We start from the raw sequence: 25,559 nt of genomic DNA, 5'->3' as shown, positions 1-25,559 counted from the left end.
CAAGTAGAGGTATGAGCGAGCACCTCGGCCCCTATGAGCTCCTTTCCCGGCTCGGGGCGGGCGGGTTCGGCGAGGTGCACCTCGCGCTCGACACCGAGGGGCGCACGGTCGCGGTCAAGGTGCTCCACCCGCACGTCGCGGCCGACGGCGGCGCTCTGGCCCGGCTGGCGCGCGAGGTGGAGACCATGCGCAGGGTCGGCGGGTCCCACGTGGCGGAGGTCCTCGACGCCTCGCTGGAGGGCGCCAGACCCTACCTCGTGACCCGCTACGTCCAGGGCCGCCCGCTGAGCGCCGTGCCCGTGCCTGTGGAGGACCTGCGCCGGCTGGCCGCCGGCCTGGCCGACGCGTTGCTGGCCATGCACGAGTCCGGGGTGGTGCACCGCGATCTCAAGCCGGCCAATGTGATGATGACCGAGGGCGAGCCCGTGGTCATCGACTTCGGCATCGCCAGCGCGCTCGACTCGCTGTCCGTCACGGCCTCCGGCGCGGTGGTCGGCACGCCCGGCTACCTGGCCCCCGAAGTGCTCGAAGGCAAGCACGCGGGCATGGAGGCCGACGTGTTCTCGTTCGGGGCGACGCTGGCCTACGCGGCGACCGGGCGGCAGCCGTACGGGCAGGGGCCGGCCTCCGCGGTCGCCTACCGGGTCGTGCACCACCCGCCGGACCTGGAGGGCGTGCCCGAGTGGCTGGCGCCGCTGTTACGGGAGTGCCTGTCCACCGACCCATCCGCGCGGCCGACGGCCGCGCAGATCTGCGCCCGGCTCGGCGTCGAGCCCGTCTCCCACGTCCCTCCCGCCTTCCATCGACCCGCCCGTACGGCGGTGCGCGCCGCCGACGACATGACCACCCGGGAGTGGCGGCCGGGCAAGGAGCAGCATCGGCGGTCGGTGGAGGAGTCCAGGGCCAGGCACCGGGAGAAGGTGCGAAGGCGCTGGGTGATCGGCTCGGGACTGTTCGTCTCGCTGCTGGCGGCCGCCGCGCAGGATCTGGTGTTCGAAGCAGGGCTCTTCCTGCTGGCGGCCTACGCGCTGGCCGTGGTGTCGGACGCGGGGGTGGCGCTGTTCTCGCGCAGCCCGTACAAACGCAGTCGCATGGTCGTTGACCTGGTCAGCGTGGCCGGGGTGGTGGGGCTGTGCTTCGGGCTGGCGGCCCTGTTCAGCACGTTCACGCTGGCGCTGTTCGCGGGCACGGCCCTCGTGGTGGGGATCGTGTTCCTGCTGTCGGCCTGACCTGATGGGCGCCAACAGAATGAAGCTCGGTATGGTGGCTTCGTGTCGGCCGCGCACTCGGCGGTTTGCGCGTAAGCTACCCATGGGTAACATGACCGCGACAAGCCACCCACTGCCGGGAGCCCGGCGGACACCTGGCAGTCTGGACAGCATTGCAACCGGCGCCCACCGCAACGACGCGGTGGTGCACGCGAAACGGGAGGTCGGCCACCGGCCATGAACATCGTCGTCTGCGTGAAGCAGGTCCCCGACACGGCGACCGAGCGCAAGCTGCGGTCCGATGACAAGACGCTCGATCGCGACGCCGCCGACGGCGTGGTCAACGAGCTTGACGAATACGCGGTCGAGGAGGCCCTGAAACTAAAGGAAGCCCACGGTGGCGAGGTGACCGTGCTCACCATGGGCCCGGCCAAGGCCACCGAGACCATTCGCAAGGCGCTGGCCATGGGCGCCGACAAGGCCGTGCACCTCACCGACGAGGCCCTGCACGGCTCGGACGCGCTGTCGACCTCGTACGCGATGGCGCAGGTGCTCAAGAAGATCGGCTTCGACCTGGTCATCCTGGGCTCGGAGTCCACCGACGCGCGCACCGGCATGCTGGCCGCGATGCTGGCCGAGCGGCTCGGCGCGCCGCAGCTCACGCTGGCCAACAAGGTCGACATCGAGGGCCCCTCCATCAAGGTCCAGCGCCTCACCGACTACGGCTTCGACAAGGTCGAGGCCACGCTGCCGGCCGTCGTCTCCGTGGTCGAGAAGATCAACGAGCCGCGCTACCCGTCGTTCAAGGGCATCATGGCGGCCAAGAAGAAGCCGGTCGAGACGCTCGCCATCGGCGACGCCTCCATCGACGCCGCCCAGGTCGGCCTGGCCGCGGCCTGGTCGGAGGTCGTCGACTTCGCCGCGGCGCCGCCGCGCGCGGCCGGCACGGTCGTCAAGGACGAGGGCGACGGCGCCGCGAAGGCCGCCGAGTTCCTCGCGTCCAAGAAGTTCATCTGAGAACGGGGGTTTTGCTGAAATGTCGGAGATTCTCGTTCTCGTCGAGCAGGTCGACGGCCAGGTCAAGAAGGTCACCCTGGAGCTGCTGACCCTGGCCCGCTCGCTCGGCACGCCCGCCGCCGTCTGGGCGGGCCCGGGCATCACGCCGGAGGCCAAGGCCAGGCTCGCCGAGTACGGCGCTGAGAAGATCTATGTCGCTCCGTCGAGCGACATCGTCGACTACGTGGTCGCGCCCAAGGCCGAGCTGCTCGCCCAGCTCGTGGCCGGCAAGTCGCCGGCCGCCGTGCTCGTGGCCGCCACGGCGGAGGGCAAGGAGATCGCCGGCCGCCTCGCGATCAAGACGGACTCCGGCGTCATCACCGACGCCGTGGGTTTGCGCGAAGGCTTCGTGGCCGACCAGTCCATCTTCGGCGGCGGCGTCAACGTGCACGCGAAGGTGCGCAAGGGCACGCCGATCGTCGCCGTACGCCCGAACTCCACGGCCCCCGAGCCCGCCGCGGGCGCCGGCGCCGAGGAGGAGGTGTCGGTCACGCTGTCCGAGGCCGCCAAGGCCACGCGCATCGTGGAGCGGGTCAAGCAGGAGAAGGGCGCCCGTCCCGAGCTGACCGAGGCGGCGATCGTGGTCTCCGGCGGTCGGGGCGTGGGCTCGGCGGAGAACTTCGCCATCATCGAAGAGCTGGCCGACGCGCTGGGCGCGGCCGTGGGCGCCTCCCGCGCCGCCACGGACGCGGGCTGGTATCCGCACCAGTTCCAGGTGGGGCAGACGGGCAAGACGGTGTCGCCGCAGCTGTACATCGCGGCGGGCATTTCGGGGGCGATTCAGCACCGGGCGGGCATGCAGACCGCGAAGACCATCGTCGCCATCAACAAGGACCCGGAGGCGCCGATCTTCGAGCTGGCCGACTACGGCGTCGTGGGGGACCTCCACCAGGTCGTCCCGCAGCTCACCGAGGAAGTCAACAAGCGCAAGTAGGCCACCCTGAGCGCCGGGGGGAAACGCGCGGTCTTCGCTGGATAGCGCTTCGCGCAAAGAGCTCAGGCTGTGACATTGGGGGGCGCCGCCCCCCAAACCCCCGGCTCAAAGCCGCTTCGCCACTTCGTCAGCCACCCTTGTCCCGACAGCCGATTGATCAACGCTATTCGTAGTGATAGCGGGCCTGGAGGATGACTACCTCGTCGTCCCGAGGCAGATAAACGAGGCGGTGTTCGTCGGTGATGCGCCGGGACCAAGCGCCGGCCAAGGCGTGCTTGAGGGGTTCAGGCTTGCCGATCCCGGCGTAGGGATCGCGAAGCGTGTCGTCGATAAGGCGATTGATGCGTTTGAGGACTTGCCGGTCAGCGGTCTGCCAATGGACGTAGTCGGCCCAGCCTTCCGGTGTGAAGGACAGTTTCACCGGCCGTCCTCATCGCGGATGAGTTCGCGATGTTCGGTCTGTCCGTCCATGGCCTGCTGATAGGAGCGAAGGAGCCGACGGGCATTTGCGGGGGAGCGCAGCAGGTGGGCGGTCTCCTGGAGTGCCTCGTACTCCTCGGCGGCCACTAGGTAGGCGCTGCCGTTCTTGGAGACGATCTCGATGGCGGTCTGGTCGTTGTTGACCTCTTCGATGAGAGGAAACAGGCGGCGGCGCGCCTCGCTGGCGGTGATGGACACGATTGCGTACCTTCCTATTGGTACAAAAAATGGTACCACTATGGGAAGGGTCTCGCCGTGTGGCCTGATGCCGCCTCGGCCCTTGGTGACTATTCCCTGTTTCGACCTGCGGTTCCCTCGGCATCCACGACCTGCGCGTTGCCTGCTGGCTGCCGAGCGAGACCAGGTACGTTCGCTCGGACGGCACGACCGGCTCCACGGCCAGTGCCACTTTCCTGACTACGCGCATGAGTTCGAGGTAGCTCTGCTCGTCGAGGTCGCGTACGACGTGCTGCTTCGGGCTCACCGGCCTCGCCGCGCTTCGCGCCGCCTTCGGCGTCGGGCGTGTGAGCTGCCTGGTCTGGGATGCGGTGTGTGGCTTCGAGGCAGAGCATGGAGTCGAAAGGAAAGGCGTTGCTACGTCTGTAGCATGTGGCCTACGCTTGTAGTATGACCGCGATTCCTGCTCGAGAGCTGCGCAACAACACTGCCGAGGTGCTGCGGCGCGTCGAAGCCGGCGAGGAGATTGAAGTTCTCCGAGACAATCGGCCGGTTGCGAAGATCATTCCGTTCTCTCGCCGCCGCCGATGGATTTCCGCAGTCGAAGTCGGCATCGAACTGACCCGTCTCGGCGCGGACTCCACAGGCCTTGCGGACGAACTGCGGGAGACGCTCACCGAGACGACGGACGATCTCCCGTGGTAGAACGCAAGCGCGCATTGGCTGACACGTCTATCTTCATCGGACTGGAAGCGGAGCGCTTCAATGCCGACCGGTTCGCCGATTATGAATGGGGCGTATCGGTGGTGACGCTCGGTGAGCTCAGGCTCGGCGTACTTCAGGCTCGCGACCCCGATACATCCGCCCGACGACTCTCCACCTACCAACTCGCCGAACGCTTCGAGCCCATCGCGATCGACGAGGCCGTATCCGATGCATGGGCCTTGCTCGTTTCCCGGCTACGCGCCGCCGGACGGAAGGCGCCCATCAACGACAGCTGGATCGCCGCCACGGCCATCGCGCACCAGGTCCCTGTCGTCACGCAGGATTCGGACTACGACGAAATGCCAGGCGTCGAAGTCATCAAGCTGTGAACTTATACGCATCCCGCACCGGATTGTCGCTTCTCCGAACCTGCAGGCGGCGTCGCTCGCGGCGTCAGCGGCTCCTGAGCAGCTCGGCGCGGAGTTATGTATGCTGCTCGGCCGGCGTGGGTGGCGACGTACAGCCTCGATCGGCCGGTTTCACTGCGGATCGGTGGCCGGCAGGCGAACCTGGAAGGCCGCGCCCGTCTCGAGCTGACCGAGGCGGCGATCGTGGTCTTCGGTGGCCGCGGCGTGGGCTCGGCGGAGAACTTCGCCGTCATCAAAGAGCTGGGCGCGGCCGTGGGCGCCTCCCGCGCCGCCACGGACGCGGGCTGGTATCCACACCAGTTCCAGGTGGGGCAGACGGGCAAGACGGTGTCGCCGCAGCTCACCGAGGAAGTCAACAAGCGACTCTGGGGGCGCCGCCCCCCAACCCCCGGCTCAAAGCCGCTTCACTCGACGCGGAAGAACCAGTACAAGGACATACTGGACCGCGCCGGCTCGGGCTGGTCAGCTTCGAGTACAGCCCGCCGTCATCGCCGCGGCGGCGGCGATGACGGCGGGCTTGCCCTGCTGGAAGTCACATTTCTTCGCAGGGAAGACCCCAGCTCTCATAGCCTCCGCCGGGTTTGTGGTACCAGAGTTCCGCGCAGATGTTGGTCCCTGGGCGCGCCGGCCATACATACGAGAATTCCTTGAGGCTGCCGTTATAGGTGTAGGTGGGATAATTGATGTCACTGCCACCGCCCCAGACGTGGATGTGGTAGGTGCCGCGTGGGTTGCAGTTCCCCAGGTGCCTGAGCAGGATGGCGTTGTACGCGGCCCATAGTCCCAGGCAGACACTGACACCGGCCGGGCGCGCGAGCTGAGCGGCCGCCGGGGCGGCACCCGTGGTGGCCGATGCCGGTGAGATGGTGGTCGCCATAGCTGCCGCGAGCGCGGTCGCCGTTGCCAGGACTCGAGCCATGGGGCGTACTTTCCGGGATGTTCCTGCTGTCTGCATCAGAGTCTCCCTGTGAATTCGCCAGAGCGATTGCTGTCAGCCTCACAGAGCACGGTCGCCGTCAACAGGTCACGCGCCGGTCACTTCCCGGACATTCCTGTCCAGCACGCCCCCGGGAGCAGCTTCAGAACGGGTCGGGGATCTCGCCGTGCAGCACGCCGCGCACCGACTCGGCGACCTCGGCCGCGCCCTCCGTCGTGGTAAGGGCGTAGATCGAGACCACGGATGAGCCCGGCTGGTTAATCGTCAGGTCCCAGCCGCCGTTGAGGAAGATTCCGACCGTGGCCGCGGCGTGCGCTTGGCGGAGAACTTCGCCGTCATCGAAGAGCCGGCCGACGCGCTTCATTGCGGATCGGCGGCCGGGAGGCGGATCTGGAAGGCCGCGCCCTCGCCCGGGGAGGTTCGCAGCTCGGCGCGGCCGCCGTGGGCGGTGACGATGGAGCGGACGATGGCGAGCCCGAGCCCCGCGCCCCCCGTCGACCGGGCACGCGAGCCGTCCGCACGGTAGAACCGGTCGAAGACCCTGGCCGCCTCCTCGGCGCTCAGCCCCGGCCCCTCGTCCTCGATGACCAGCACCGCCTCGGCCCCGTCCGTGCCCACGCCGATCCTCACGGGAGTGCCCGCGGGCGTGTGGGTGACCGCGTTGCCGACGAGGTTGCTGACCACCTGCCGCAGTCGGGCCTCGTCGCCCAGCACCGGAGCGCTGGCCGCCAGGCCGCCGAATGGCCCGGTGAACGCGATGGGCCGGGAGGGGTCGAGCGCGGCGAAGTCGTGGCGGGCGTCGGCGGCCAGCGTGCGAAGATCCATCGGGGTGAGATCCAGAGCGGGACCGTCGGCCTCGTCGAGGCCCGCGAGCAGCAGCAGGTCCTCCACCAGCCGGGCCAGGCGACCGGACTCGCTCTCGATGCGGGCCAGCGCGGCATCCGCCTCGGTGCCGCCCATGCGGTAGAGCTCGGAGAAACCCTTGATGCCGAACAAGGGGGTACGCAGTTCGTGGCTGACGTCGGCGACGAAGCGCCGCATGCGCGCCTCGGACTCCGCGCTCGCCGCGACGCCCTGCTCGATCTGGGCGAGCATCTTGTTGAGCGAGCGGGCCAGCCGCCCCACCTCTGTGCTGGGCGTGACCGGCTCGGGCACGCGCCTGGACAGGTCGCCGTCGGCGATGGCCGCGGCCGTCTCCTCCACGCGGCGCAGCGGCGCCAGCCCTGCCCTGATCGCGATCCCGCCGGCCAGCGCGAGCACGGCGAGCAGTACGGAGCCCGCGATGAGGCAGGCCAGGCGGACCCGGTCGATCGTCGCGTGCATCGCCTCCAGCGACACGGCCACGACGACACCGGAATAGCCGGCGCCGGACCGCGGCAGCGCCATCGCCCGCCACTCCTCACCACCCTGCCCGCCCACGGTGAACGGCTCGCCCGCGCGGGCCGCCACCGCCGCGGCGTCGAGCCGGGGCAGGGCGGGACCGGCCGGGCCGCCCAGTTCGCGGATCACCGTGCCGTCGGCGGACAGGTAGGCCCCATACCCCTTGTCGATCAGGTCGGGCTGCCCGATACCCAGGGGCAGCCGGTCCGCCTGCCGCTGCAGCCTGGTCGCGCGCTCGGGCGGCATCGCGGAAAGAATCCTGCCCATCGGCCCGAGCTGTGCGTCGACGCGGGTCATGAGCTGGGTCTCGAGCTGGCGTACGACGACCGAGCTGATCACCACCAGGCCGACCACGAGCAGCCCGACGGTGATGGCCAGCAGCCGGGACCGCAGCGAAAGGCGCCCGATCACCGCTTCGGCCTGCGCAGCACGTAGCCCACCCCGTGCACGGTGTGGATCAGCTTGGGCTCCCCGGTGTCGAGCTTGCGTCGCAGGTAGCTCACGTACGTGTCCACGATGCTCGTGTCACCGGCGAAGTCGTAGCGCCACACGTGCTGCAGGATCTGCGACTTGGGCAGCACCCGGCCGGCGTTGAGCACCAGGTGATGCAGCAGCCTGAACTCCGTCGGCGACAGGCGTACCGGCCGGCCCGCCCGGGTCACCTGGTGGCCGTCGGGATCGACCTCGAGATCGCCGACGACCAGCAGGTGGTCGTCGGGGACCGCGCCCGTGCGCCGCAGGATGGCCCTGATGCGGGCCAGCAGCTCCTCCAGGTCGAACGGCTTGGTCACGTAGTCGTCGCCGCCCAGCCGCAGCCCGTTGATCTTGTCGGCCGTCGTGTCGCGCGCCGTCAGGAACAGCACGGGCACCGGCCCCGGCCGCCCGTCGGCCCTGGGCAGGCTCCGCAGCCGGCGGATGACCTCGAACCCGTCGAAGTCCGGCAGCATGACGTCGAGCAGGACCAGGTCGGGCGGGTCGCGCCGGGCCGCCTCCAGCGCCTGCGTGCCGTTCTCCGCCGAGCTCACCGTGAAGCCCGCGAACCGCAACGTCGCGGAGAGCAGCTCCTTGACGGTGGGCTCGTCGTCGACCACGAGCAGCCGTTCGCCCACGTGACACCTCCTCCGCCAGCGTAGTCAGGCGTCGCGGTTGGTGAAGCTGGCGAACGCGGCGATCAGCGTCACCGCCACGAAACCGACGAGTATCCCGATCCCCGCCCACGGCGGCAGCTCCGACGTACCGCTGACGGCTTGGAAGGCCGCCGTGTTCGGCCAGTAGGTGGCGAGCAGGTGGCGCAGGAAGCCGGGTGAGGACGAGGCGAAGATGGGGAGCAGGAGGACGGCGGTGCTGACGTTCATGGCGGCGGCCGTGCCGCGCAGCAGGAAGCCGAGCGCCAGCCCGAACAGCGCCAGCAACGTGAAGACCAGAGGCCCGAGCAGCAGCAGGCGCAGGACGGCCGGATCACCCGGCATGACGTACGGCGCTCCGCCCGTGGCCAGCGTCGTCTGGCCGGCCACGTACATCAGCGACACTCCGGCCAGGCTCACGGGCAGCGCCGTCAGCGCGGTCATCACGGCCTTGGCGGCCAGCAGGCGCCCCCGCCTGCCCACGGCGGCGACGCTGGCCCGCATCGTGCCCGAGCCGTATTCGGAGGACGCGACCAGCACGCCGAGCGCCGCGACCAGCAGCTGCACGATGAACAGCCCGCGCATGCCCATGTCGAGGGGCTGGAAGTCGAGCCGCTCCTGCGGTGTGGCCGTGGCGTACTGCTTGGCGGCGGCGTTGCTGAACAGCCACCCGAACAGCGCCGAAACGGCCACGGTCGCCAGCGACAGCACCATGGTGGCCCTGATGCTGCTGAACTTGGTCCACTCCGCCCTGAGTACCCCAGTGTCGATCATCGTGCCGCCCCGTACTCGACGCTGTCGCGGGTGAGCTCCATGAACGCCTCCTCCAGTGACGTACGCCGGGCGGTGAGCTCGTACAGCGGCACGCCCTCGGCCGCGGCCAGCCGCCCGACGTCGGGCGCGGTCATGCCGGTGACCACCAGCTCGCCGTCCGTCCCCGCCTGCACGTAGGCGCCGGACAGCTCCAGCCGCCGGGCGAACGACGCGGCCTCCGGCGTGCGTACCAGCACCGCCGCGCCGCTCTCGGTGAACTCGCCGATCTCGCCCTCGGCGACGAGCCGGCCCTTGCCGATCACCACCAGGCGGTCGGCGGTCAGCGCCATCTCGCTCATCAGGTGGCTGGAGACCAGCACCGTACGCCCCTCGGCGGCCAGGCCGCGGATGAGCGTGCGAATCCACCGGACGCCTTCGGGGTCGAGGCCGTTGACCGGCTCGTCGAGCAGCAGCACCGGCGGATCCCCGAGCAGGGCCGCGGCGATGCCCAGACGCTGGCTCATGCCCAGCGAGAACTCGCCCGCCTTCCTGTCAGCCGCGGCCGTGAGCCCGACCAGATCGAGGACGTCGGCGACGCGGCCGGTGGGGAGGTTGTTCGACTGGGCGAGGTAGAGCAGGTGCCTGCGGGCGGTTCGCCGCGGGTGGACGGCCTGCGCCTCCAGCATCGCGCCGACCTCGCGCAGTGGGCTCGGGAGGTCCTGGTGGCGGCGGCCGTTGATGGTGGCCGTGCCCGAGGTGGGCAGGTCGAGACCGAGGATCATGCGCATGGTCGTGGTCTTGCCTGCACCGTTCGGGCCCAGGAAGCCGGTGACGAGGCCCGCTCGTACCGTGAAGGTGAGATCGTCCACGGCGAGCACGTCGCCGTGGCGTTTGGTCAATCCGTTGAGCTGGATCATGCATCCAGCGTGCGGTGGGCGGTTGGGGGAGTTCTGGGAGGATCTGTGAGTTCTCTGTGAGCGGGACCCCGCTACGCGGGGCCTGCGGGTTCCGCTCGCCGGGATCCACAGAAAACTCCCAGACCCACCTCAGGCTGCGACTTCGGCGGGCTCGCGCTCTCTGACCGGCAGCGGGCTGACGGCGGCTGGTTCGCCGCGCGGCAGCAGGCGGGAGGCCAGGGCGATCAGCGCGCCCAGGACGACCGCGATGCCGAGCGCGGTACGCAGGGACGTGACGTCCGACAGGAAGCCGATCATCACCGGGCCGAGGAGCAGGCCCGCGTACCCCATGGCGCCCGCCTGGGCGATCGCCGGGCCGGGAGTGTCGGTGGCGGTGCCGGCCAGTGACATCGTCAGCGGAGAGATCGTCGCCACGCCGAGACCGACGAAGAACATGGCGAACACCGCCACCAGCGCCGCCGGAGAGACCAGCACGACCGCGAAGAAGCCGGCCGTGGCCACCCCGGAGACGGTCAGCATGCCGCGTACGCCGAATCTCAACCGCAGCCGGTCGCCGGTGAGCCTGGCGATCAGCATGCCTGCCTCGAAGACCGGGTAGCCGAGCGCGGCCAGGGCTTCGGGGGCGCCCAGTTCGTTCCGCATGTAGAGGCCGTTCCAGTCGGCCACCGTGCCCTCGACCATGAAGGCGAAGAACATGATCGCGCCGAGCAGGTAGACGATCGGCGGCAGGCGGCGGCGGGCCGCCGTCACGGCTCCGGCCGCCGGGGGCTCGGGCAGGTACGTGCGGCCGAGCACCACCATGAGCGGCAGCGCGACCAGGCCGATCAGCGCCGTGTTGGCGGTGAACGACAGGCCCATGGCGATCGCCAGGCTGCCCAGGGCGCCTGCCGCGATGGCACCTACGCACCAGCCCGCGTGCATGCCGTTCATGAGCGGCCGCCCGTACGCCTGCTCGACCGCTGAGCCCTGGGCGTTCATGGCGACGTCGACCATGCCGAACGCCATGCCGAAGAACGCCACCGCCACCATGAGCAGGGGAAGGTCCGGGGCGAACGCCACGGCCACGAGGCCGAGCGCGGTAAGTGGGCCGCCGACCCGCAGGACCGCCCTGCTGCCCGCGCGAGTCATGACCCGGCGCATGGACTGCATGGTCACCAGGGCTCCCAGTCCCCATACCAGCAGGATCGCGCCGACCGTGGACTCGGACAGGGCGAGCTTGTCGGTCAGCGCGGGGATGCGCACGGTCATCGTGCCCACCATCAGGCCGGCAAGGACGAAGGTGAGGACCGCCCCGTAGCGGGCACTCCTCAGGTCGCGCGTCATACGGCAACACCTCACACAAATTCGTAATTTTTGGGGATTAAAAGGGCAGCGCGTCGCCCGCTCGCCGGGACAGGTCCGTCTGAGACGGCCGGGTTCCAGCGGCGGGATCGTCGGTGAGGCGGGGGAGGGAGAGATCCGGCGCGCACAGGGACGGAGGGGGCCAGCACCCCCGCAGCACCCAGCGCCCCGCCGCTCCGGCAGTTCGAGTGAACGGGGCCGCAGGTAAGGAATCGGGACCAGGCTCCGGCAGGGAGGCTGTGAGGGCTGCGGACGGGCCGCGGTGGGAGTTCGGTGGCTGGGCGCCGCGCATGTTGCGCCGGGCCGTGCCGCACGCCGTCCCACCACCTGGCGCGGTGCGGCCCGGGCGTGGGGCCGGGCCGGGTCAGCCTGGTTTCAGCAGGGCTCTGAGCCGGCCTTCGAGAGTCCGGAGATCGCCCTCCGTGTTCAGCTCCGGGTCATGGCTGGCCACGTCCCACAGCCCCTCACACGCGAGCCGTACGATCTGCGACGCCAGCGGATCCGGCTCCTCGCTCAGCTCCTCGCGATGCCATCGGGTCATCGCCTCGCGCAGTGGCGCGAGCAGGAAGAGGTTTCCCGACGCCCCCGTGACGACCGCCCATCGTCGCAACCGCCCCGATCGGACGGCGGCCAACGTCGCGCCCAGGTAGCGCTCGGTGTAGGTCTCGCCGGGCTGGGCCGCCATGAGCTCGTCGAAGTCCTCGATCAACCGCTCCACCATGCCCTTGATCAGGGCTTCTTTGGAGCCGTAATGATAGAGCAGGCCACCCTTGCTCACTCCTGCCCGATCCGCCACGGCGGACAGGGTGAGTGCGGCGGAGCCCTGGTCGCAGAGGAGCTCCTCCGCCGCGTCCAAAAGCTCGTCCCTTCTCATGCCTCTACTGTACCGTCCGGACGGTACAGTCGCAAACGAGATACCCTGAGCACGTGACCAGACCGTCGGCCTATCTTGATCATGCGGCTACCACCCCCATGCTGCCCGAGGCGATCGAGGCCATGACGGAGCAGCTCAAACGGGTCGGCAACGCCTCCTCGCTGCACGCCGCGGGCCGCAGGGCGCGCAGGGTGGTCGAGGAGTCGCGCGAGACGATCGCGGACGCGCTGGGCGCCCGGCCCAGTGAGGTCGTGTTCACCTCCGGCGGCACCGAGGCCGACAACCTGGCGATCAAGGGCCTCTACTGGTCGCGCCGCCCGCGCCGGCGCGTCCTGATCAGCTCCGTGGAGCACCACGCCGCGCTCGACCCGGCCCAGTGGCTGGCCGACAGCCAGGGCGCCGAGGTGGAGCTGCTGGAGGTCGACGCGTACGGCCGGGTCCACCCCGACACGCTGCGGACCGCCATCGAGCGCGACCCCGACGACGTGGCCATGATCAGCATCATGTGGGCCAACAACGAGGTCGGCACCATCCAGCCCGTGCACGTGCTGGCCGCCATCGCGCACGACCACGGCATCCCCTTCCACACCGACGCGGTGCAGGCCGTCGGGCAGTTGCCGGTGTCGTTCGCCGAGTCCGGGGCCGACGCGCTCACGCTGTCAGGCCACAAGATCGGTGGCCCGCTGGGGGTCGGGGCGCTGCTGCTGGCCAAAGGGCTGACGCCGGTTTCCGTGCAGCACGGCGGGGGTCAGGAGCGCGACGTGCGCTCCGGCACGCTCGACGCGCCCGCCATCGCGGGGCTCGCCGCCGCCGTCGGCGCCGCCGTCAAGGACCAGGAGGCGCTGCGCCGCCGCCTGACGTCGCTGCGCGACGAGCTCATCGAGCGGATACGCCAGGCCGTCCCCGACGTGATCCTCAACGGCGACCCCGAAGACCGGCTGCCGGGCAACGCCCACTTCTCCTTCCCCGGCTGCGAGGGCGACGCGCTGCTCATGCTGCTCGACGCCAAGGGCGTGGAGTGCTCGACAGGGTCGGCCTGCTCGGCGGGCGTGGCGCAGCCGTCCCATGTGCTGCTGGCCATGGGCGCGGCCGCCGCCGCGGCGCGGGGCTCGCTCAGATTCACGCTGGGCCACACCTCGACGGGCGAGGACGTGGAGCGCCTGATCGAGGTGCTCCCCGCCGCCGTCGAACGTGCTCGCAGAGCCGGTCTCAGCTAGCCGGACGCCCTGAAGAGCAGGGCCCCAGCCTCAGCTGATGAAGGGCGCCACGTCGGTCCACCCCGGGTCGCTCGTCACGTCCACCCGCGGCTCGCCTTCCTCCCAGCTCACGATCAGTTCCTTGGCGTGGATCGCGGCGTCGCCGGTCGGGTCGGCGTACACATGGATGATCCGCTGCCCTTCCGCGCTCAGGTGCGCCGCGAGCACCGCGTCGTCGCGCAGCTTCAGCAGGCGGGCGGCCAGCCGCTCCTCGAAGTCGCGCAGTGCCGCCAGCGACGCGCCGATCGGCAGGCCGGCCTCGTCGCGGTGGGCGTACGGGAGCGTGATCGCGATGTGCTGGTCGAAGAGCGGATAGTCGACCGGGCGCAGCGGATAGCGGGCCGTGGCGACGAGCGGCGCGCCGCCCGCGGTCTGGCCTTCGAGCAACAGCCACTGCTCCTCGTCCTGCTCGCCGGCCAGGTCGGCGAGCACGGCGGGCAAATGCGCGGCGGCCACGGCGTCGATCGGCTCGAACGTCGCCGCCGTGATCTCGCCCACCCACCTCGCCACGTCGTCCTCGCCGAGCAGCCAGTCCAGGGCCAGCAGCGTGGCCTCCATCCTGGTGTCCTCGTCGAGCTCGCCGAAGATCGGATGGTACGCGGCCACGTCAACGCGCGGGGCGCCCCGCGGCACCCGCAGGCCCACCATCAGCTTGTCGAGCGCGAACTCGAAACCGCCCACGTCGACCGTGAGCTCCAGTGCCTGCGGATTGGCCTGCCGCGACGGGTGGAACTCCCACAACAGGTCCGCCGGCGGCGCCGCCTTCGCCCAGCGGTGCGCCAGCGGGCGCAGCTCGGCGTCGCCCGCCGCGGTCACCACCAGGGTGTGCATGGCGTTCCTGCCGGGCGCCACCTCCCACACCAGGTCGGGATGGAGGGCGGCGACGGCCGGGGCGAGCAGGTCCTCCAGCCCTCCGGGCTCGCCCGCCGCCACGAGCGAGTCGAGCCGCGGCCGCGCCTCCTCCCACCACGTCCAGAACGCGGCGATTCCGTCCTCGCGGGACCCGCCGTCCTCATCGTCGTCTGCGTCCTTGCGCCCGAACAGTCGCATGGCCTGAATACTCGCAGACCCCGGGCCATGGTCGCGCACTCCCCGCCGGACAGTACGCTGGAACGGTCATGGGACTGCGTGTGCTTGCCGCCATGTCGGGCGGCGTCGACTCCGCCGTGGCCGCCGCTCGGATCGCCGAGGCCGGTCACGACGTCACTGGTGTCCATCTCGCCCTGTCCGCCAACCCCCAATCCCACCGCACGGGTGCCCGGGGGTGCTGCACGGTCGAGGACTCGCGCGACGCTCGCCGCGCCGCCGACGTGATCGGCATCCCGTTCTACATCTGGGATATGGCCGAGCGGTTCCAGCGCGATGTGGTCGAGGACTTCGTGGCCGAATACGCCGCGGGCCGCACGCCCAACCCGTGCCTGCGCTGCAACGAGAAGATCAAGTTCGCGGCGGTGCTCGACCGGGCGCTGGCCCTGGGCTTCGACGCGGTCGCCACCGGCCACCACGCCAGGCTGGCCGAGGGGGTCCTGTCCAGGAGCGTCGACCAGGGCAAGGACCAGTCCTACGTGCTGGGCGTGCTCACCCGCGAGCAGCTCAGCCACGCGATCTTCCCGCTGGGCGACTCCACCAAGGCCGAAGTGCGCGAGGAGGCCGCCAGGCGCGGCCTGACCGTCGCCGACAAGCCCGACAGCCACGACATCTGCTTCATCGCCGACGGCGACACGCGCGGCTTCCTGGCCAAGCGGCTCGGCTCGGCGGAGGGTCCCATCGTCGACCAGAACGGCGCGGTCGTCGGCAGCCACCAGGGTGCGCACGGATACACGATCGGCCAGCGCAAGGGCCTGCACATCGACCGGCCCGCCGCCGACGGCAGGCCGCGCTACGTGCTGTCGATCGAGCCGGTGTCCAACACCGTCACGGTGGGGCCGCGTTCGGCGCTGGAGGTCACCTCGATCACCTGCGGCGCCCCGGTGTGGAACGGCCCGGCCGGCCACGACGACCTCACCGTGCAGTTGCGGGCCCACGGCGAGGTCTACGCCTGCCGCTTCGAGGAGGCCGGTGGCGGGCTCCGCATCGACCTCGACCGCCCCGCCACGGGCGTCGCGGCGGGCCAGGCGGCCGTGCTCTACTCCGGCGACACGGTGATCGGCTCGGCCACCATCGTCTCCGCTAGCTGAGGGTGGCGGACTCGCCGACCTTGAGCCGGCGGATGTCGGCGCCCTGCTTGTCGGATTCCATCTTCAGCCAGTTGTCCACGAGGCCCAGGCCGACCTCGCTGTAGAGGCCGTCGTGGGTGGAGAACGCCCTCGCCGGGCGGATCGTGCGGAGATATTCGACCATCTCCATGAGCTTCAGCCACGGCGCGCCGGTCGGCACCAGGAGCGTGGGCACCTCAACGTCCGGGACCGTCAGGGCGTCGCCCGGGTAGAAGAGCTCGTCGTCGAGCAGGAAGCCGACGTTCTGGACGATGGGCACGTCGGGGTGGTTCTTGGCGTGCCACTCGCCGAACGCCTTCACGTGGAAACCGGCCGTCTCGAAGTCGTCGCCGTGCCGTACGACCTGGACCTTGCCCGGCACCTCGGTCAGCCCGGCGGCGACGCCCTCGCACGTCCAGATCTCCAGGCCGGGTGAGGCGGCCTTCAGCTTCTCCACGTCCACGTGGTCGAAGTGCTCGTGGGTGATGAGCACCGCGTCGGCGCCGTCCAGGACCGGAGCCCGGGTGAACGTCCCCGGGTCGATGACCAGGACCTTGCCGTTCTTCTCGACGCGGACGCAGGCGTGGTCATATTTCGTGAGCTCCATCCGTCAGAGCCTACGCTGGTGCCCATGTCTACATGGGAAGCCACCGGGGTGGGGTCGCATCCGGGTGAGGATCATTTTGAGGCGATCAAAGTCGTGTTCGGCGAGGTGCCCGGGCTTCCGTACCTGCCCGAGCTGCCGGCCAGAGGCGTCGGGGCCGACATGGTCGGCAGGACGGCGGGGCTGCTGATCGAGCTGCCCGTCGAGGTGCAGCCGTCCGGGTGGCGGCTGACCGACCGGCCAGGGCGCGATCACCAGCGGGCCGTCGACCATCTGCGGCGGGATCTGGACGCGCTGGAGGAGATCGGGCACGACTACTCGGGGCCGCTCAAGCTGCAGGTGTGCGGGCCGTGGACGCTGGCGGGCTCGATCGAGCTCAAGTACGGGGACAAGGTGATCGCCGACGCGGGGGCCGTCCGCGATCTGACCGCCTCGCTGGCGCAAGGGGTCGCCGACCACTGCGCCGAGGTGCGGCGGCGGCTGCCCGGCGTGACGGAGATCGTGCTGCAGCTCGACGAGCCCGGCCTGCCGGGGGTGCTGGCCGGGACCCTGCCGACCGCCTCCGGGTTCGGGCGGCTCGCCGCCGTGGAGGGGTGGCGGGTGGAGGAGACGCTGCGGCTGTTCGACGCTCCGGTCGTGCACTGCTGCGCGCCGTCGGTGCCGTACGACCTGCTCCGCAGGGCCGGGGTCCGCGGGATCTCGGTGGACGCCTCGCTGCTGCGGCGGCGGGACGAGGAGGCGCTGGGAGAGGTCATCGAGGCCGGGATCGCGCTGTTCCTGGGAGTCGTGCCGGGCACGGACGCCCGGCTGGCGGACGTGGACATGATCGCCCGGCCGGCGGTGGAGCTGTGGCGGCGGTTCGGATTCCCTGCCGACAAGCTGGCCGGGCAGGTCGTGCTGACGCCGGCGTGCGGTCTGGCCGGGGCCTCGCCCCGCTACGCGCGGGCGGCGCTGGCGGCTTGCCGGAAGGCGGCCACGGTGCTCAGGGACGATCCCGAAAGCGGTCTGCAAAGGGGATGAGCAACTCCGGAAGGCGTACGCCGGGGCGTGTCCTCGCCGGTGCTCGGCGGTAGCGTTTGCTCAGGGTGTTGGACGAGAGGAGACCCTGCGTGAGTGAGCCAGGCACCGAGGTCGGGGGCGTTCCCGTTGCCGCGCTCAAGCGGCATGCCGAGCTGAGCGAGCTGGTCGAGGAGGCTCGCTGGCGCTACTACGTGCTGGACCGGCCCACCGTGAGCGACGCCGAGTTCGACGGGTGGTTCAAGGAGCTGCTCGCGCTGGAGGAGGCCCATCCGTCGCTGCAGACGCCCGACTCGCCGACACAGAAGGTCGGCGCGCCGGTCTCGGGCGAGTTCGCCAAGGTCCCGCACCTGGCCAGGATGGAGAGCCTGGACAACGCCTTCGACGCCGACGACATGAACGGCTGGTATGCGCGGGCCGAGCGGCTGGCCGAAGGCGACCCGGGTCCCTACCTGTGCGAGCTCAAGATCGACGGGCTGGCGATCGCGCTGGTCTACCGCAACGGCAAGCTGGAGCGCGGCGCGACCCGGGGCGACGGGCGCACCGGCGACGACGTGACGCCCAACGTCCGCACCATCAAGGGCGTCCCGCACCGGCTCAAGGGCGACGACGTGCCGAGCCTGATCGAGGTGCGCGGCGAGGTCTACATCGAGGTCGAGGACTTCAAGCGGCTCAACGAGCAGTTGGTCGAGCAGGGCCTGCCGCCGTTCGCCAACCCGCGCAACTTCGCGGCCGGCACGCTGCGGCAGAAGGACCCGCGCATCACGGCCCAGCGGCCGCTGCGGATGCTGGTGCACGGCATCGGCGTCTGGGAGGGCGCGACGGAGCCGCGCACGCAGTCGCAGGTCTACGACCGGCTGCGGGAGCTCGGGCTGCCGGTCAGCGATCTTTACCAGGTGGTGCCGGGGCCCATCGAGGTCAACGACTACATCGAGCACTACCGCGTGCACCGGCACGATCCCGCCTACGAGATCGACGGGGTCGTCGTGAAGATCGACGACTTCCGCACGCAGCGGGAGCTGGGCTCGACCTCGCGGGCGCCCCGGTGGGCGATCGCGTACAAATACCCGCCGGAAGAGGTCAACACCAAGCTCCTCGACATCCAGGTGGGCGTCGGGCGCACCGGGCGCGTCACGCCGTACGCGGTGATGGAGCCCGTCGTGGTGTCGGGCTCGACCGTGCAGCGGGCCACGCTGCACAACGCCGCCATCGTGAAGAAGAAGGGCGTGCTCATCGGCGACAGCGTGGTGCTGCGCAAGGCGGGTGACGTCATTCCCGAGATCGTGGGGCCGGTGACGGAGCTGCGTGACGGGTCGGAGCGGGAGTTCGTCATGCCGACGCACTGCCCGGAGTGCGGGACGGAGCTGGCCTACGAACGCGAGGGCGACGCCGACCTGCGCTGCCCCAACGCGCGCGGTTGCCCCGCGCAGATCCGCGAGCGCATCTACTTCGCGGCCGGGCGGCGCGCGCTCGACATCGACGGCCTCGGCTACGTCGCGGCCACCGCGCTCACCCAGCCGCTCCCGCCGCAGGAGCCGGTGGTGCGCACCGAGGCCGACCTGTTCGACCTGACACTCGATCAGCTCATCCCGATCAAGTCGGTGGTCCGCGACCAGGACACCGGCCTGCCCAAGATCGATCCCAAGACCGGTGAGCAGAAGATCGTCTCCTTCTTCTCCAACGTCAACGGCGAGCCCAGCCAGAACGCGCTGCAGCTGATCGAGGAGCTGGCGCAGGCCAAGCAGGTGCCGCTCGCGCAGGTGCTGGTCGCCCTGTCGATCCGGCACGTCGGCCCGCCCACGGCACGCGACCTGGCCAACGCCATGCGCTCGATCGACGCCATCATGAACGCCTCGGAGGAGGAGCTGGCGGCGGTCGAGGGCATCGGGCCCAGGGTGGCGGCCACGATCAAGGAGTGGTTCGCGGTCGACTGGCACCGCGAGATCATCGAGCGGTGGCGGGCCGCCGGGGTGCGGATGGCGGACGAGCCGGCTCCGGAGAAGGGGCCGCAGACCCTCGAGGGGCTGACGTTCGTGGTGACGGGCACCCTGGAGGGCTACACCCGGGACTCGGCCTCCGAGGCGCTCGCCAGCAGGGGCGGGAAGGTGGCCTCGTCTGTGTCGAAGAAGACGTCGTTCCTGGTGGCGGGGGAGAACGCCGGATCGAAATACGACAAGGCGGTCAGCCTCCGCGTGCCCATCCTGGACGGGGCCGGGTTCGACGTCCTGCTCAACGAGGGGCCGGAGGCGGCCGCCCAGGTGGCGGTCACCCCGGACGCCTGACCGCCCGTCCTGGGCGGCTCAGGCGGAGCGGCTCACTTCGGGCTGGTAGCCGTACTCGACCTCGGCCGCCGGCTCGAAGTGCTCGCGGAGCCAGACGGTCGCGTCCGCGGCCGGCATGGGGTGGCCGAACAGCCATCCCTGCCCCACGTCGCACCCCATCTCGGCCAGCCGCAGGGCGACCTCGTCCGATTCGACGCCCTCGGCCACCGAGCGCAGGCCGAGCGAGCGCACCAGGTCCACGATGGAGCGGACGATCCGGTCGTCGTCCTGCGACTCGGCGATCCTGTGTACGAACGAGGCGTCGATCTTCACTTCGGACACCGCCAGCCGCTGCAGCCTGATCAGCGAGGAGTAGCCGGTGCCGAAGTCGTCCAGGGCCAGGGGCACGCCCAGCGTGGACAGGGCCTTGATGGTCTCCTGGGTGTAGGCCTGTTCGCCCGTCAGGATGCGCTCGGTCACCTCCAGCTGGATGGCCGTCGGCGGCAGCCCATACCGGGTCAGCCCCGCCTCGAGCCGCTCGGGCAGGGCGGAGTCGAGCAGGTCGCGGGCGGAGATGTTGACCGAGATCGGCACTTCCAGGCCGGTGTGCCACCAGCGGGCGGTCTGTTCGAGCGCGGTGTCGATGACGAACGCGGTGAGCTGCCGCATCAGGTAGGACTGCTCGGCCAGCGGGACGAACTCCGACGGCGCGATCGCCCCGTGCACCGGATGCCGCCAGCGCAGCAGCGCCTCGACTCCTTGGACCGCGCCGCTGCCGAGCCTGACCTTGGGCTGGTAATGCAGCCGCAGCTCGCCGTTGTCGATGGCGCGCCGCAGGTCCCCCAATAAGGTGAGGCGCTCGGGCGAGTTGCGGTCCTTGTCCGGCTGGTAGAGCTCGACGCCGGTACGTCCTTCCTTGGCCAGGTACATCGCCACATCGGCCCGCTGGAGCAGCAGCTCGAAGTCGGGGGCGTGATCGGGATAGAGCGCGATCCCGACCGAGGCGTCCACGTCGAAGGTCATGCCCTCCAGCCGCACCGGCTCGGTCAGCGCCGCCCGCAACCTGGCCGCCACCTCCCTGGCCGCGTGCGTATCCCTGATCGAGGGCAGCAGCACGGCGAACTCGTCGCCGCCCAGCCGGGCCACGACATCCCCAGGCCGTACGGAGTGGGTGAGCCGGTGCGAGACCAGCTGCAGCAGCCGGTCTCCCACCGGGTGGCCCATCGTGTCGTTGACCTCCTTGAACCGGTCGAGGTCGAGGAGGAACAGGCCGACCCGCTCGTCCTGGCGGGCCTCGGCGAGCGCCTCCTCGGTGCTCACGATGAGCATCTTGCGGTTGGGCAGGCCGGTCAGCTCGTCGTGCAGGGCCTGGTGGTCGCGGCGTACGGAGAGCGTGGCGGTGAAGTAGACGGCGGCCAGCGGGGCGACGAAGAGCGGCACGAGCCCGGGTGAGTGGTTCATGACCACGACCACCAGGGGCGCCAGGCCCAGCATCGCGGTGTAGACCAGGCTCTGCGGGCCCACAGTGGCCTTCAGCACCCGTACGATCGAACGCCGCTCGTGCAGCGCGACCGCCCCGCAGACGAGCATGGCCCTGGTGGCGAAGAACGCGACCCCGGCCAGCGCGATCGGCAGCAGGTCGGGCCCGCTGGGCACCCATGGCGCGACGGGGTTCGGCACGATCCCGAACGCCCCCAGCACCACGGCCGCCGCAGTGAGCGCGAGGGTCGACTGCGCGACGTTGAACATGGCCCGATGCCAGGCCTTGCGTGTCACCACGCCGTTCATGACGACGCCGACGGCCTGCATTAACACCGCCACAGGCAGCCCGAAGTACAGCAACACGGCGAAGGTGAACATCGTGGAGGGGAAGGTGCCGCCCACGGCGCTCGCGTATGACACCATCACGGGCCTGAGCTCGCCCAGGATCACCAGCACCGCCAGAGTCCAGAACAGCGGCGTGCGGGCGAGGTCCATCAGGGCCGCAGGGTCGAGCCTGAGCATGGCCACGACGAGGGCGGTGCAGCCGATCACGGTAATGCCCGCGAGAAACGCCCACAGTGGTGTGCCGACGCGTGGTCCGATGTCGCGGGTGTCGGTTGGGTCAGTCATCGGTAACAGAACCCCCATTAGGTCACTATGGGAGGGTACGACCTTTACCCCACTTCGCGAAACCAAGCGCGTACGGTCCGTAGTTCTCCTTTCCAGACATATACCCAAAAACCACCCTGCGTAGCAAATGGTCACCCTTGCGTGCCTACGTGCTGCCCAGCCGCTCGCCTTTGACTCGCATCCATGCGGCACGGCGCCAGGTCGCGACAGCTCCGATTTCAGTGGCGCGAGCGCCCATGACGCTCCATCGCCACGCCCCACTCGCAATCTGGGCCCTTGCCCCGGGCGGCGAGCGGGCGGCCGGGATCGTTCCGGGCATGTGTTGCCAGGGGGTTAATGGTTCGGGCGTGCTGCGTCAAGCCCCCTAGGATGGCAGTGTCCAAGACTCCATCCACGAAACGGGTTAAACGACTCATGTCCGCCATAACCCGCGACGAGGTCGCACACCTGGCCCGGTTGTCCAGGCTGGCGCTCACGGACGACGAGCTAGACCACTACGCCACCCAACTCGATGCCATCATCGAGTCGGTCGCGAAGGTGGCCGAGGTCGCCGCCGAAGATGTGCCGCCTTCGTCGCACGCGCTTCCGCTGACCAATGTCTTCCGTGCCGACGAGGTGCGACAGTCCCTGACGCCCGAGCAGGCGCTCGCCGGCGCTCCCGCCGTCCAGGACGACCGCTTCCAGGTGCCGCGCATCCTCGGGGAGGAGGCATGAGTCTGATCCGCAAAACCGCCGCCGAGCTGGGCTCGATGATCGCCGCGGGCGAGGTGTCGGCCGCCGAGGTGGCCGAGGCGCATCTCGACCGCATGGCCGAGGTGGAGCCCAAGGTCAAGGCGTTCCTGCACGTCGACCGCGAGGTCACGCTGGAGCAGGCGCGGGCCGTCGACGCCAGGCTCAGGGCGGGCGAGAAGCTCGGGCCGCTGGCCGGGGTGCCGATCGCGCACAAGGACATCTTCACCACGCGCGACATGCCGACGACCGCCGCATCCAAGATCCTCGAAGGGTGGCGGCCGCCGTACGACGCGACCGTCACCACGCGGCTGCGCGAGGCCGGGCTGGTCATCCTGGGCAAGACGAACCTCGACGAGTTCGCCATGGGCTCCTCGACGGAAAACTCGGCCTATCACTCGACGCACAACCCGTGGGACCTGACGAAGATCCCCGGCGGCTCGTCGGGCGGGTCGAGCGCCGCCGTGGCCGCGTACGAGGCGCCGCTGTCCACCGGCACCGACACGGGCGGCTCGATCCGGCAGCCCGCCGCGGTGACCGGCATCGTGGGCATGAAGCCGACCTACGGTGGCTCGTCCCGTTACGGGATCATCGCGTTCGCGAGCTCGCTCGACACGCCGGGGCCGTTCGCGCGCAACGTGCTCGACGCGGCGCTGCTGCACGAGGCGTTCTCCGGGCACGACCCGATGGACTCCACCTCGATCGACGCGCCCGTGCCGTCGGTCGTCGAGGCCGCCAGAAACGCTGACATCTCCGGCATGCGGATCGGCGTCGTCAAGGAGTTCGGCGGCGAGGGCTACCAGCCCGGCGTGCTGGCCCGCTACAACGAGGCCGTACAGCTCCTGGAGTCGCTCGGCGCCAAGGTCGTCGAGGTCTCGTGCCCGTCGTTCACGGTCGCGCTGCCGGCTTACTACCTGATCGCGCCGTCGGAGTGCTCGTCCAACCTGGCACGCTTCGACGCCATGCGGTACGGCCTGCGCGTCGGCGACGACGGCACCCGCAGCGCCGAGGAAGTCATGGCGCTGACCCGGGCCGCCGGCTTCGGCCCCGAGGTCAAGCGGCGCATCATGCTCGGCACGTACGCGCTGTCGAGCGGCTACTACGACGCCTACTACGGCCAGGCGCAGAAGGTGCGCACGGTCATCTCCCGCGAGTTCGAGGCCGCCTTCCACCAGGTCGACGTGCTGGTGTCGCCGACCACGCCGACCACGGCGTTCCCGATCGGCGAGCGGGCCGACGACCCGATGGCGATGTACCTCGCCGACCTGTGCACCATCCCGTCCAACCTGGCGGGCAACGCGGCCATGTCGGTGCCGTGCGGCCTCGCCGACGAGGACGGCCTGCCGGTCGGCCTGCAGATCATGGCGCCGGTGCTGGCCGACGACCGTTGCTACCGCGTCGGCGCCGCCGTCGAGAAGGCCCTGGAGAGCCGCTGGGGCGGCCCGCTGCTGAAGGAGGCACCGTCGCTATGACCATGGTCTATGACGAAGCGCTCGACAAGTTCGAGCCGGTGCTCGGGCTGGAGACCCACGTCGAGCTGGGCACCAAGTCGAAGATGTTCTGCGGCTGCAAGACGACCTTCGGCGCCCCGCCCAACACCCAGGTCTGCCCGACCTGCCTGGCGTTCCCCGGCGCGCTGCCGGTGGCCAACACCATGGCCATCGAGTCGACGATCCGCATCGGCCTCGCGCTGAACTGCTCGATCGCCGAGTGGTGCCGCTTCGCCCGGAAGAACTACTTCTATCCGGACATGCCGAAGAACTACCAGATCTCGCAGTACGACGAGCCGCTCTGCTTCGACGGCTACGTCGACGTCGAGGTCGAGGGCCGGACCGTGCGGATCGAGATCGAGCGGGTCCACCTGGAGGAGGACACCGGCAAGTCCACCCATGTGGGCGGCGCGACCGGGCGCATCCACGGGGCCGACTACTCGATCGTCGACTACAACCGGGCCGGCATCCCGCTGGTCGAGATCGTCACCAAGCCCATCCCCGGCACCGACCGGCTCGCGCCCGAGGTCGCCAAGGCGTACGTCACCGAGCTGCGCGAGATCATGCGCACGCTCGGCGTGTCCGACGTGCGCATGGAGGAGGGCTCGCTGCGGTGCGACGTCAACGTCTCGCTCATGCCGCGCGGCTCGTCCGAGTGGGGCACCCGGACGGAGACCAAGAACGTCAACTCGCTGCGGAGCGTCGAGCGGGCCGTGCGGAGCGAGATCGAGCGGCAGGCCGGCGTCCTCGCCGGCGGCGGGAAGATCACCCAGGAGACCCGGCACTTCCACGAGGACACCGGCACCACCACGTCCGGCCGGTCCAAGGAGGAGGCGCAGGACTACCGCTACTTCCCCGAGCCCGACCTGGTGCCGATCGCACCGGACCCGTCCTGGGTGGCCGACCTGAAGGCGGCTCTGCCCGAGCTGCCGTCGGTCCGGCGCAAGCGGCTGCAGGCCGAGTGGGGCCTGTCCGACCTCGACATGCAGGCCATGCACAACGCCGACGCGTTCGACCTGGTCGAGGCCACGGTCGCGGCGGGTGCCCCGCCCGCGGACGCGCGCAAGTGGTGGATGGGCGAGCTGGCGCGGCGCGCCAACGAGAACGGTGTCCCGCTGGGCGACCTGCCCATCACACCGGCTCAGATCGCCCGGGTGACCGAGCTGGTGGCCTCGGGCGCGCTCAACGACAAGCTCGCCCGCGAGGTCCTCGAAGGCGTGCTGGCCGGCGAGGGCACGCCTGACGAGGTGGTCGAGCGACGCGGGCTGCAGATCGTCAGCGACGAGGGCGAGCTGGCGGCGATCATCGACCAGGTGCTGGCCGACAACGCCGACGCGGCCGAGAAGGTGCGCTCCGGGAAGATCGCCGCTGCTGGTGCGCTCGTGGGTGGTGTCATGCGGGCCAGCAAGGGCAAGGCCGACGCGGCCCGGGCCCGGCAGCTGATCCTGGAGAAGCTGGGCGTCTCCGAGTAGACCGCCGTTTCCAGGGCCTCGCCGCTTCGGTGGCGGGGCCCTTTGGCCGCCGCGCCATTGTCTTGGCCGGCCCGTCGTCCGGGGGTCCTAGGTCCATGTGCCGGTGCCG

24 protein-coding genes and 1 pseudogene are annotated in these 25,559 nt (G+C 70.3%); 13 read left to right on the top strand and 12 right to left on the bottom strand.

What is annotated here, in order from left to right:
• Positions 1–11 precede the first annotated feature (11 nt).
• From ACTMTI_RS13280 to ACTMTI_RS13270, 3 genes are all read left to right on the top strand, one after another.
• On the top strand, positions 12–1,229 hold the full coding sequence (locus ACTMTI_RS13280) for a serine/threonine-protein kinase (protein WP_441120583.1): 1,218 nt from the start codon (positions 12–14) through the stop codon (positions 1,227–1,229).
• A 216-nt stretch (positions 1,230–1,445) separates the two neighbouring features.
• Positions 1,446–2,225 carry an electron transfer flavoprotein subunit beta/FixA family protein gene (locus tag ACTMTI_RS13275; RefSeq protein ID WP_441120582.1) on the top strand — a complete coding sequence of 260 codons (780 nt, stop codon included), beginning with the start codon at positions 1,446–1,448 and terminating at the stop codon, positions 2,223–2,225.
• 19 nt (positions 2,226–2,244) lie between these two features.
• Positions 2,245–3,198, top strand: coding sequence for an electron transfer flavoprotein subunit alpha/FixB family protein (locus ACTMTI_RS13270; RefSeq protein WP_441120581.1), 954 nt, complete (start codon positions 2,245–2,247; stop codon positions 3,196–3,198).
• 163 nt (positions 3,199–3,361) lie between these two features.
• Here ACTMTI_RS13270 and ACTMTI_RS13265 read toward each other — a convergent pair whose 3' ends face one another.
• Both ACTMTI_RS13265 and ACTMTI_RS13260 read right to left on the bottom strand, forming a co-directional pair.
• Positions 3,362–3,619 (bottom strand): Txe/YoeB family addiction module toxin, encoded by a 258-nt coding sequence (locus ACTMTI_RS13265; protein WP_441120580.1) that lies wholly within the window; start codon positions 3,617–3,619, stop codon positions 3,362–3,364.
• Positions 3,616–3,876: a type II toxin-antitoxin system Phd/YefM family antitoxin gene (locus ACTMTI_RS13260; RefSeq protein WP_441120579.1), complete on the bottom strand. Its 261-nt coding sequence runs from the start codon at positions 3,874–3,876 to the stop codon at positions 3,616–3,618. Before ACTMTI_RS13260 ends, ACTMTI_RS13265 begins: the two co-directional genes overlap by 4 nt.
• A gap of 429 nt (positions 3,877–4,305) precedes the next feature.
• Here ACTMTI_RS13260 and ACTMTI_RS13255 point away from each other — a divergent pair, with 429 nt between their 5' ends.
• The 3 genes and pseudogenes from ACTMTI_RS13255 to ACTMTI_RS13245 all read left to right on the top strand — a co-directional run.
• Positions 4,306–4,560, top strand: a complete 255-nt coding sequence (locus ACTMTI_RS13255) for a type II toxin-antitoxin system Phd/YefM family antitoxin (RefSeq protein ID WP_441120578.1) — start codon at positions 4,306–4,308, stop codon at positions 4,558–4,560.
• Positions 4,554–4,949 carry a type II toxin-antitoxin system VapC family toxin gene (locus ACTMTI_RS13250; protein ID WP_441120577.1) on the top strand — a complete coding sequence of 132 codons (396 nt, stop codon included), beginning with the start codon at positions 4,554–4,556 and terminating at the stop codon, positions 4,947–4,949. The genes ACTMTI_RS13255 and ACTMTI_RS13250 overlap by 7 nt, the downstream gene beginning before the upstream one ends.
• 183 nt (positions 4,950–5,132) lie before the next feature.
• Positions 5,133–5,330, top strand: a pseudogene (locus ACTMTI_RS13245) (FAD-binding protein); the annotation flags it as partial.
• A 737-nt stretch (positions 5,331–6,067) separates the two neighbouring features.
• Here the strand turns inward: ACTMTI_RS13245 and ACTMTI_RS13240 are convergent.
• The 7 genes from ACTMTI_RS13240 to ACTMTI_RS13210 form a co-directional block, all read right to left on the bottom strand.
• Positions 6,068–6,289, bottom strand: coding sequence for a hypothetical protein (locus tag ACTMTI_RS13240; protein WP_441120576.1), 222 nt, complete (start codon positions 6,287–6,289; stop codon positions 6,068–6,070).
• Positions 6,286–7,716: an ATP-binding protein gene (locus ACTMTI_RS13235; RefSeq protein WP_441120575.1), complete on the bottom strand. Its 1,431-nt coding sequence runs from the start codon at positions 7,714–7,716 to the stop codon at positions 6,286–6,288. The genes ACTMTI_RS13240 and ACTMTI_RS13235 overlap by 4 nt, the downstream gene beginning before the upstream one ends.
• Positions 7,713–8,414, bottom strand: coding sequence for a response regulator transcription factor (locus ACTMTI_RS13230; protein ID WP_441120574.1), 702 nt, complete (start codon positions 8,412–8,414; stop codon positions 7,713–7,715). Before ACTMTI_RS13230 ends, ACTMTI_RS13235 begins: the two co-directional genes overlap by 4 nt.
• 24 nt (positions 8,415–8,438) lie before the next feature.
• The gene (locus ACTMTI_RS13225; RefSeq protein WP_441120573.1) at positions 8,439–9,203 is read right to left on the bottom strand and encodes a hypothetical protein; all 765 of its coding nucleotides are present in this window, start codon (positions 9,201–9,203) and stop codon (positions 8,439–8,441) included.
• Positions 9,200–10,099 (bottom strand): ABC transporter ATP-binding protein, encoded by a 900-nt coding sequence (locus tag ACTMTI_RS13220; RefSeq protein ID WP_441120572.1) that lies wholly within the window; start codon positions 10,097–10,099, stop codon positions 9,200–9,202. The genes ACTMTI_RS13225 and ACTMTI_RS13220 overlap by 4 nt, the downstream gene beginning before the upstream one ends.
• 129 nt (positions 10,100–10,228) lie before the next feature.
• Positions 10,229–11,422, bottom strand: coding sequence for an MFS transporter (locus tag ACTMTI_RS13215; protein ID WP_441120571.1), 1,194 nt, complete (start codon positions 11,420–11,422; stop codon positions 10,229–10,231).
• 382 nt (positions 11,423–11,804) lie between these two features.
• The gene (locus ACTMTI_RS13210) at positions 11,805–12,314 is read right to left on the bottom strand and encodes a TetR/AcrR family transcriptional regulator (protein ID WP_441120570.1); all 510 of its coding nucleotides are present in this window, start codon (positions 12,312–12,314) and stop codon (positions 11,805–11,807) included.
• A 53-nt stretch (positions 12,315–12,367) separates the two neighbouring features.
• On the opposite strand from ACTMTI_RS13210, the gene ACTMTI_RS13205 reads away from it, so the two are divergent.
• Complete coding sequence (locus ACTMTI_RS13205) at positions 12,368–13,531, top strand: cysteine desulfurase family protein (RefSeq protein WP_441120569.1); 1,164 nt, start codon at positions 12,368–12,370, stop codon at positions 13,529–13,531.
• Positions 13,532–13,561: 30 nt separating this feature from the next.
• Here ACTMTI_RS13205 and ACTMTI_RS13200 read toward each other — a convergent pair whose 3' ends face one another.
• Positions 13,562–14,620: a DUF695 domain-containing protein gene (locus ACTMTI_RS13200; protein WP_441120568.1), complete on the bottom strand. Its 1,059-nt coding sequence runs from the start codon at positions 14,618–14,620 to the stop codon at positions 13,562–13,564.
• A 68-nt stretch (positions 14,621–14,688) separates the two neighbouring features.
• Between ACTMTI_RS13200 and mnmA the strand changes: the two genes are divergently transcribed.
• Positions 14,689–15,747 (top strand): tRNA 2-thiouridine(34) synthase MnmA, encoded by a 1,059-nt coding sequence (mnmA, locus tag ACTMTI_RS13195; RefSeq protein ID WP_441120567.1) that lies wholly within the window; start codon positions 14,689–14,691, stop codon positions 15,745–15,747.
• Here the strand turns inward: mnmA and ACTMTI_RS13190 are convergent.
• Positions 15,740–16,372 (bottom strand): MBL fold metallo-hydrolase, encoded by a 633-nt coding sequence (locus ACTMTI_RS13190; RefSeq protein ID WP_441120566.1) that lies wholly within the window; start codon positions 16,370–16,372, stop codon positions 15,740–15,742. The genes mnmA and ACTMTI_RS13190 overlap by 8 nt on opposite strands.
• Positions 16,373–16,396: 24 nt before the next feature.
• Here ACTMTI_RS13190 and ACTMTI_RS13185 point away from each other — a divergent pair, with 24 nt between their 5' ends.
• On the top strand, positions 16,397–17,389 hold the full coding sequence (locus tag ACTMTI_RS13185; protein WP_441120565.1) for a methionine synthase: 993 nt from the start codon (positions 16,397–16,399) through the stop codon (positions 17,387–17,389).
• Positions 17,390–17,478: 89 nt separating this feature from the next.
• Positions 17,479–19,668, top strand: coding sequence for an NAD-dependent DNA ligase LigA (gene ligA / locus ACTMTI_RS13180; protein WP_441120564.1), 2,190 nt, complete (start codon positions 17,479–17,481; stop codon positions 19,666–19,668).
• A gap of 18 nt (positions 19,669–19,686) precedes the next feature.
• Here the strand turns inward: ligA and ACTMTI_RS13175 are convergent, their stop codons facing one another.
• The gene (locus tag ACTMTI_RS13175; protein WP_441120563.1) at positions 19,687–21,759 is read right to left on the bottom strand and encodes a putative bifunctional diguanylate cyclase/phosphodiesterase; all 2,073 of its coding nucleotides are present in this window, start codon (positions 21,757–21,759) and stop codon (positions 19,687–19,689) included.
• A 414-nt stretch (positions 21,760–22,173) separates the two neighbouring features.
• Here ACTMTI_RS13175 and gatC point away from each other — a divergent pair, with 414 nt between their 5' ends.
• The 3 genes from gatC to gatB are packed head-to-tail and all read left to right on the top strand — an operon-like array spanning position 22,174 to position 25,450.
• Positions 22,174–22,473, top strand: a complete 300-nt coding sequence (gene gatC / locus ACTMTI_RS13170; RefSeq protein WP_441120562.1) for an Asp-tRNA(Asn)/Glu-tRNA(Gln) amidotransferase subunit GatC — start codon at positions 22,174–22,176, stop codon at positions 22,471–22,473.
• The gene (gene gatA, locus ACTMTI_RS13165) at positions 22,470–23,960 is read left to right on the top strand and encodes an Asp-tRNA(Asn)/Glu-tRNA(Gln) amidotransferase subunit GatA (protein ID WP_441120561.1); all 1,491 of its coding nucleotides are present in this window, start codon (positions 22,470–22,472) and stop codon (positions 23,958–23,960) included. Before gatC ends, gatA begins: the two co-directional genes overlap by 4 nt.
• Positions 23,961–23,962: 2 nt before the next feature.
• Positions 23,963–25,450, top strand: coding sequence for an Asp-tRNA(Asn)/Glu-tRNA(Gln) amidotransferase subunit GatB (gene gatB / locus ACTMTI_RS13160; protein WP_441120738.1), 1,488 nt, complete (start codon positions 23,963–23,965; stop codon positions 25,448–25,450).
• Positions 25,451–25,559 lie beyond the last annotated feature (109 nt).

It is taken from the genome of Nonomuraea sp. H19 (assembly GCF_052068215.1).
Taxonomy (GTDB): domain Bacteria; phylum Actinomycetota; class Actinomycetes; order Streptosporangiales; family Streptosporangiaceae; genus Nonomuraea.
This window is presented reverse-complemented; position numbering and strand designations above follow the sequence as displayed.

Excerpts from the sequence above, each read along its gene's own strand:
- ACTMTI_RS13270 (WP_441120581.1), top strand. The coding sequence starts at position 2,245 with ATGTCGGAGATTCTCGTTCTCGTCGAGCAGGTCGACGGCCAGGTCAAG.
- ACTMTI_RS13190 (WP_441120566.1), bottom strand. The coding sequence starts at position 16,372 with ATGGAGCTCACGAAATATGACCACGCCTGCGTCCGCGTCGAGAAGAAC.
- ACTMTI_RS13225 (WP_441120573.1), bottom strand. The coding sequence starts at position 9,203 with ATGATCGACACTGGGGTACTCAGGGCGGAGTGGACCAAGTTCAGCAGC.
- ACTMTI_RS13255 (WP_441120578.1), top strand. The coding sequence starts at position 4,306 with ATGACCGCGATTCCTGCTCGAGAGCTGCGCAACAACACTGCCGAGGTG.
- ACTMTI_RS13200 (WP_441120568.1), bottom strand. The coding sequence starts at position 14,620 with ATGCGACTGTTCGGGCGCAAGGACGCAGACGACGATGAGGACGGCGGG.
- ACTMTI_RS13240 (WP_441120576.1), bottom strand. The coding sequence starts at position 6,289 with ATGAAGCGCGTCGGCCGGCTCTTCGATGACGGCGAAGTTCTCCGCCAA.
- ACTMTI_RS13220 (WP_441120572.1), bottom strand. The coding sequence starts at position 10,099 with ATGATCCAGCTCAACGGATTGACCAAACGCCACGGCGACGTGCTCGCC.
- ACTMTI_RS13210 (WP_441120570.1), bottom strand. The coding sequence starts at position 12,314 with ATGAGAAGGGACGAGCTTTTGGACGCGGCGGAGGAGCTCCTCTGCGAC.
- gatB (WP_441120738.1), top strand. The coding sequence starts at position 23,963 with ATGGTCTATGACGAAGCGCTCGACAAGTTCGAGCCGGTGCTCGGGCTG.
- mnmA (WP_441120567.1), top strand. The coding sequence starts at position 14,689 with ATGGGACTGCGTGTGCTTGCCGCCATGTCGGGCGGCGTCGACTCCGCC.
- ACTMTI_RS13185 (WP_441120565.1), top strand. The coding sequence starts at position 16,397 with ATGTCTACATGGGAAGCCACCGGGGTGGGGTCGCATCCGGGTGAGGAT.
- ACTMTI_RS13215 (WP_441120571.1), bottom strand. The coding sequence starts at position 11,422 with ATGACGCGCGACCTGAGGAGTGCCCGCTACGGGGCGGTCCTCACCTTC.
- ACTMTI_RS13280 (WP_441120583.1), top strand. The coding sequence starts at position 12 with ATGAGCGAGCACCTCGGCCCCTATGAGCTCCTTTCCCGGCTCGGGGCG.
- gatA (WP_441120561.1), top strand. The coding sequence starts at position 22,470 with ATGAGTCTGATCCGCAAAACCGCCGCCGAGCTGGGCTCGATGATCGCC.
- ACTMTI_RS13275 (WP_441120582.1), top strand. The coding sequence starts at position 1,446 with ATGAACATCGTCGTCTGCGTGAAGCAGGTCCCCGACACGGCGACCGAG.
- gatC (WP_441120562.1), top strand. The coding sequence starts at position 22,174 with ATGTCCGCCATAACCCGCGACGAGGTCGCACACCTGGCCCGGTTGTCC.
- ACTMTI_RS13175 (WP_441120563.1), bottom strand. The coding sequence starts at position 21,759 with ATGACTGACCCAACCGACACCCGCGACATCGGACCACGCGTCGGCACA.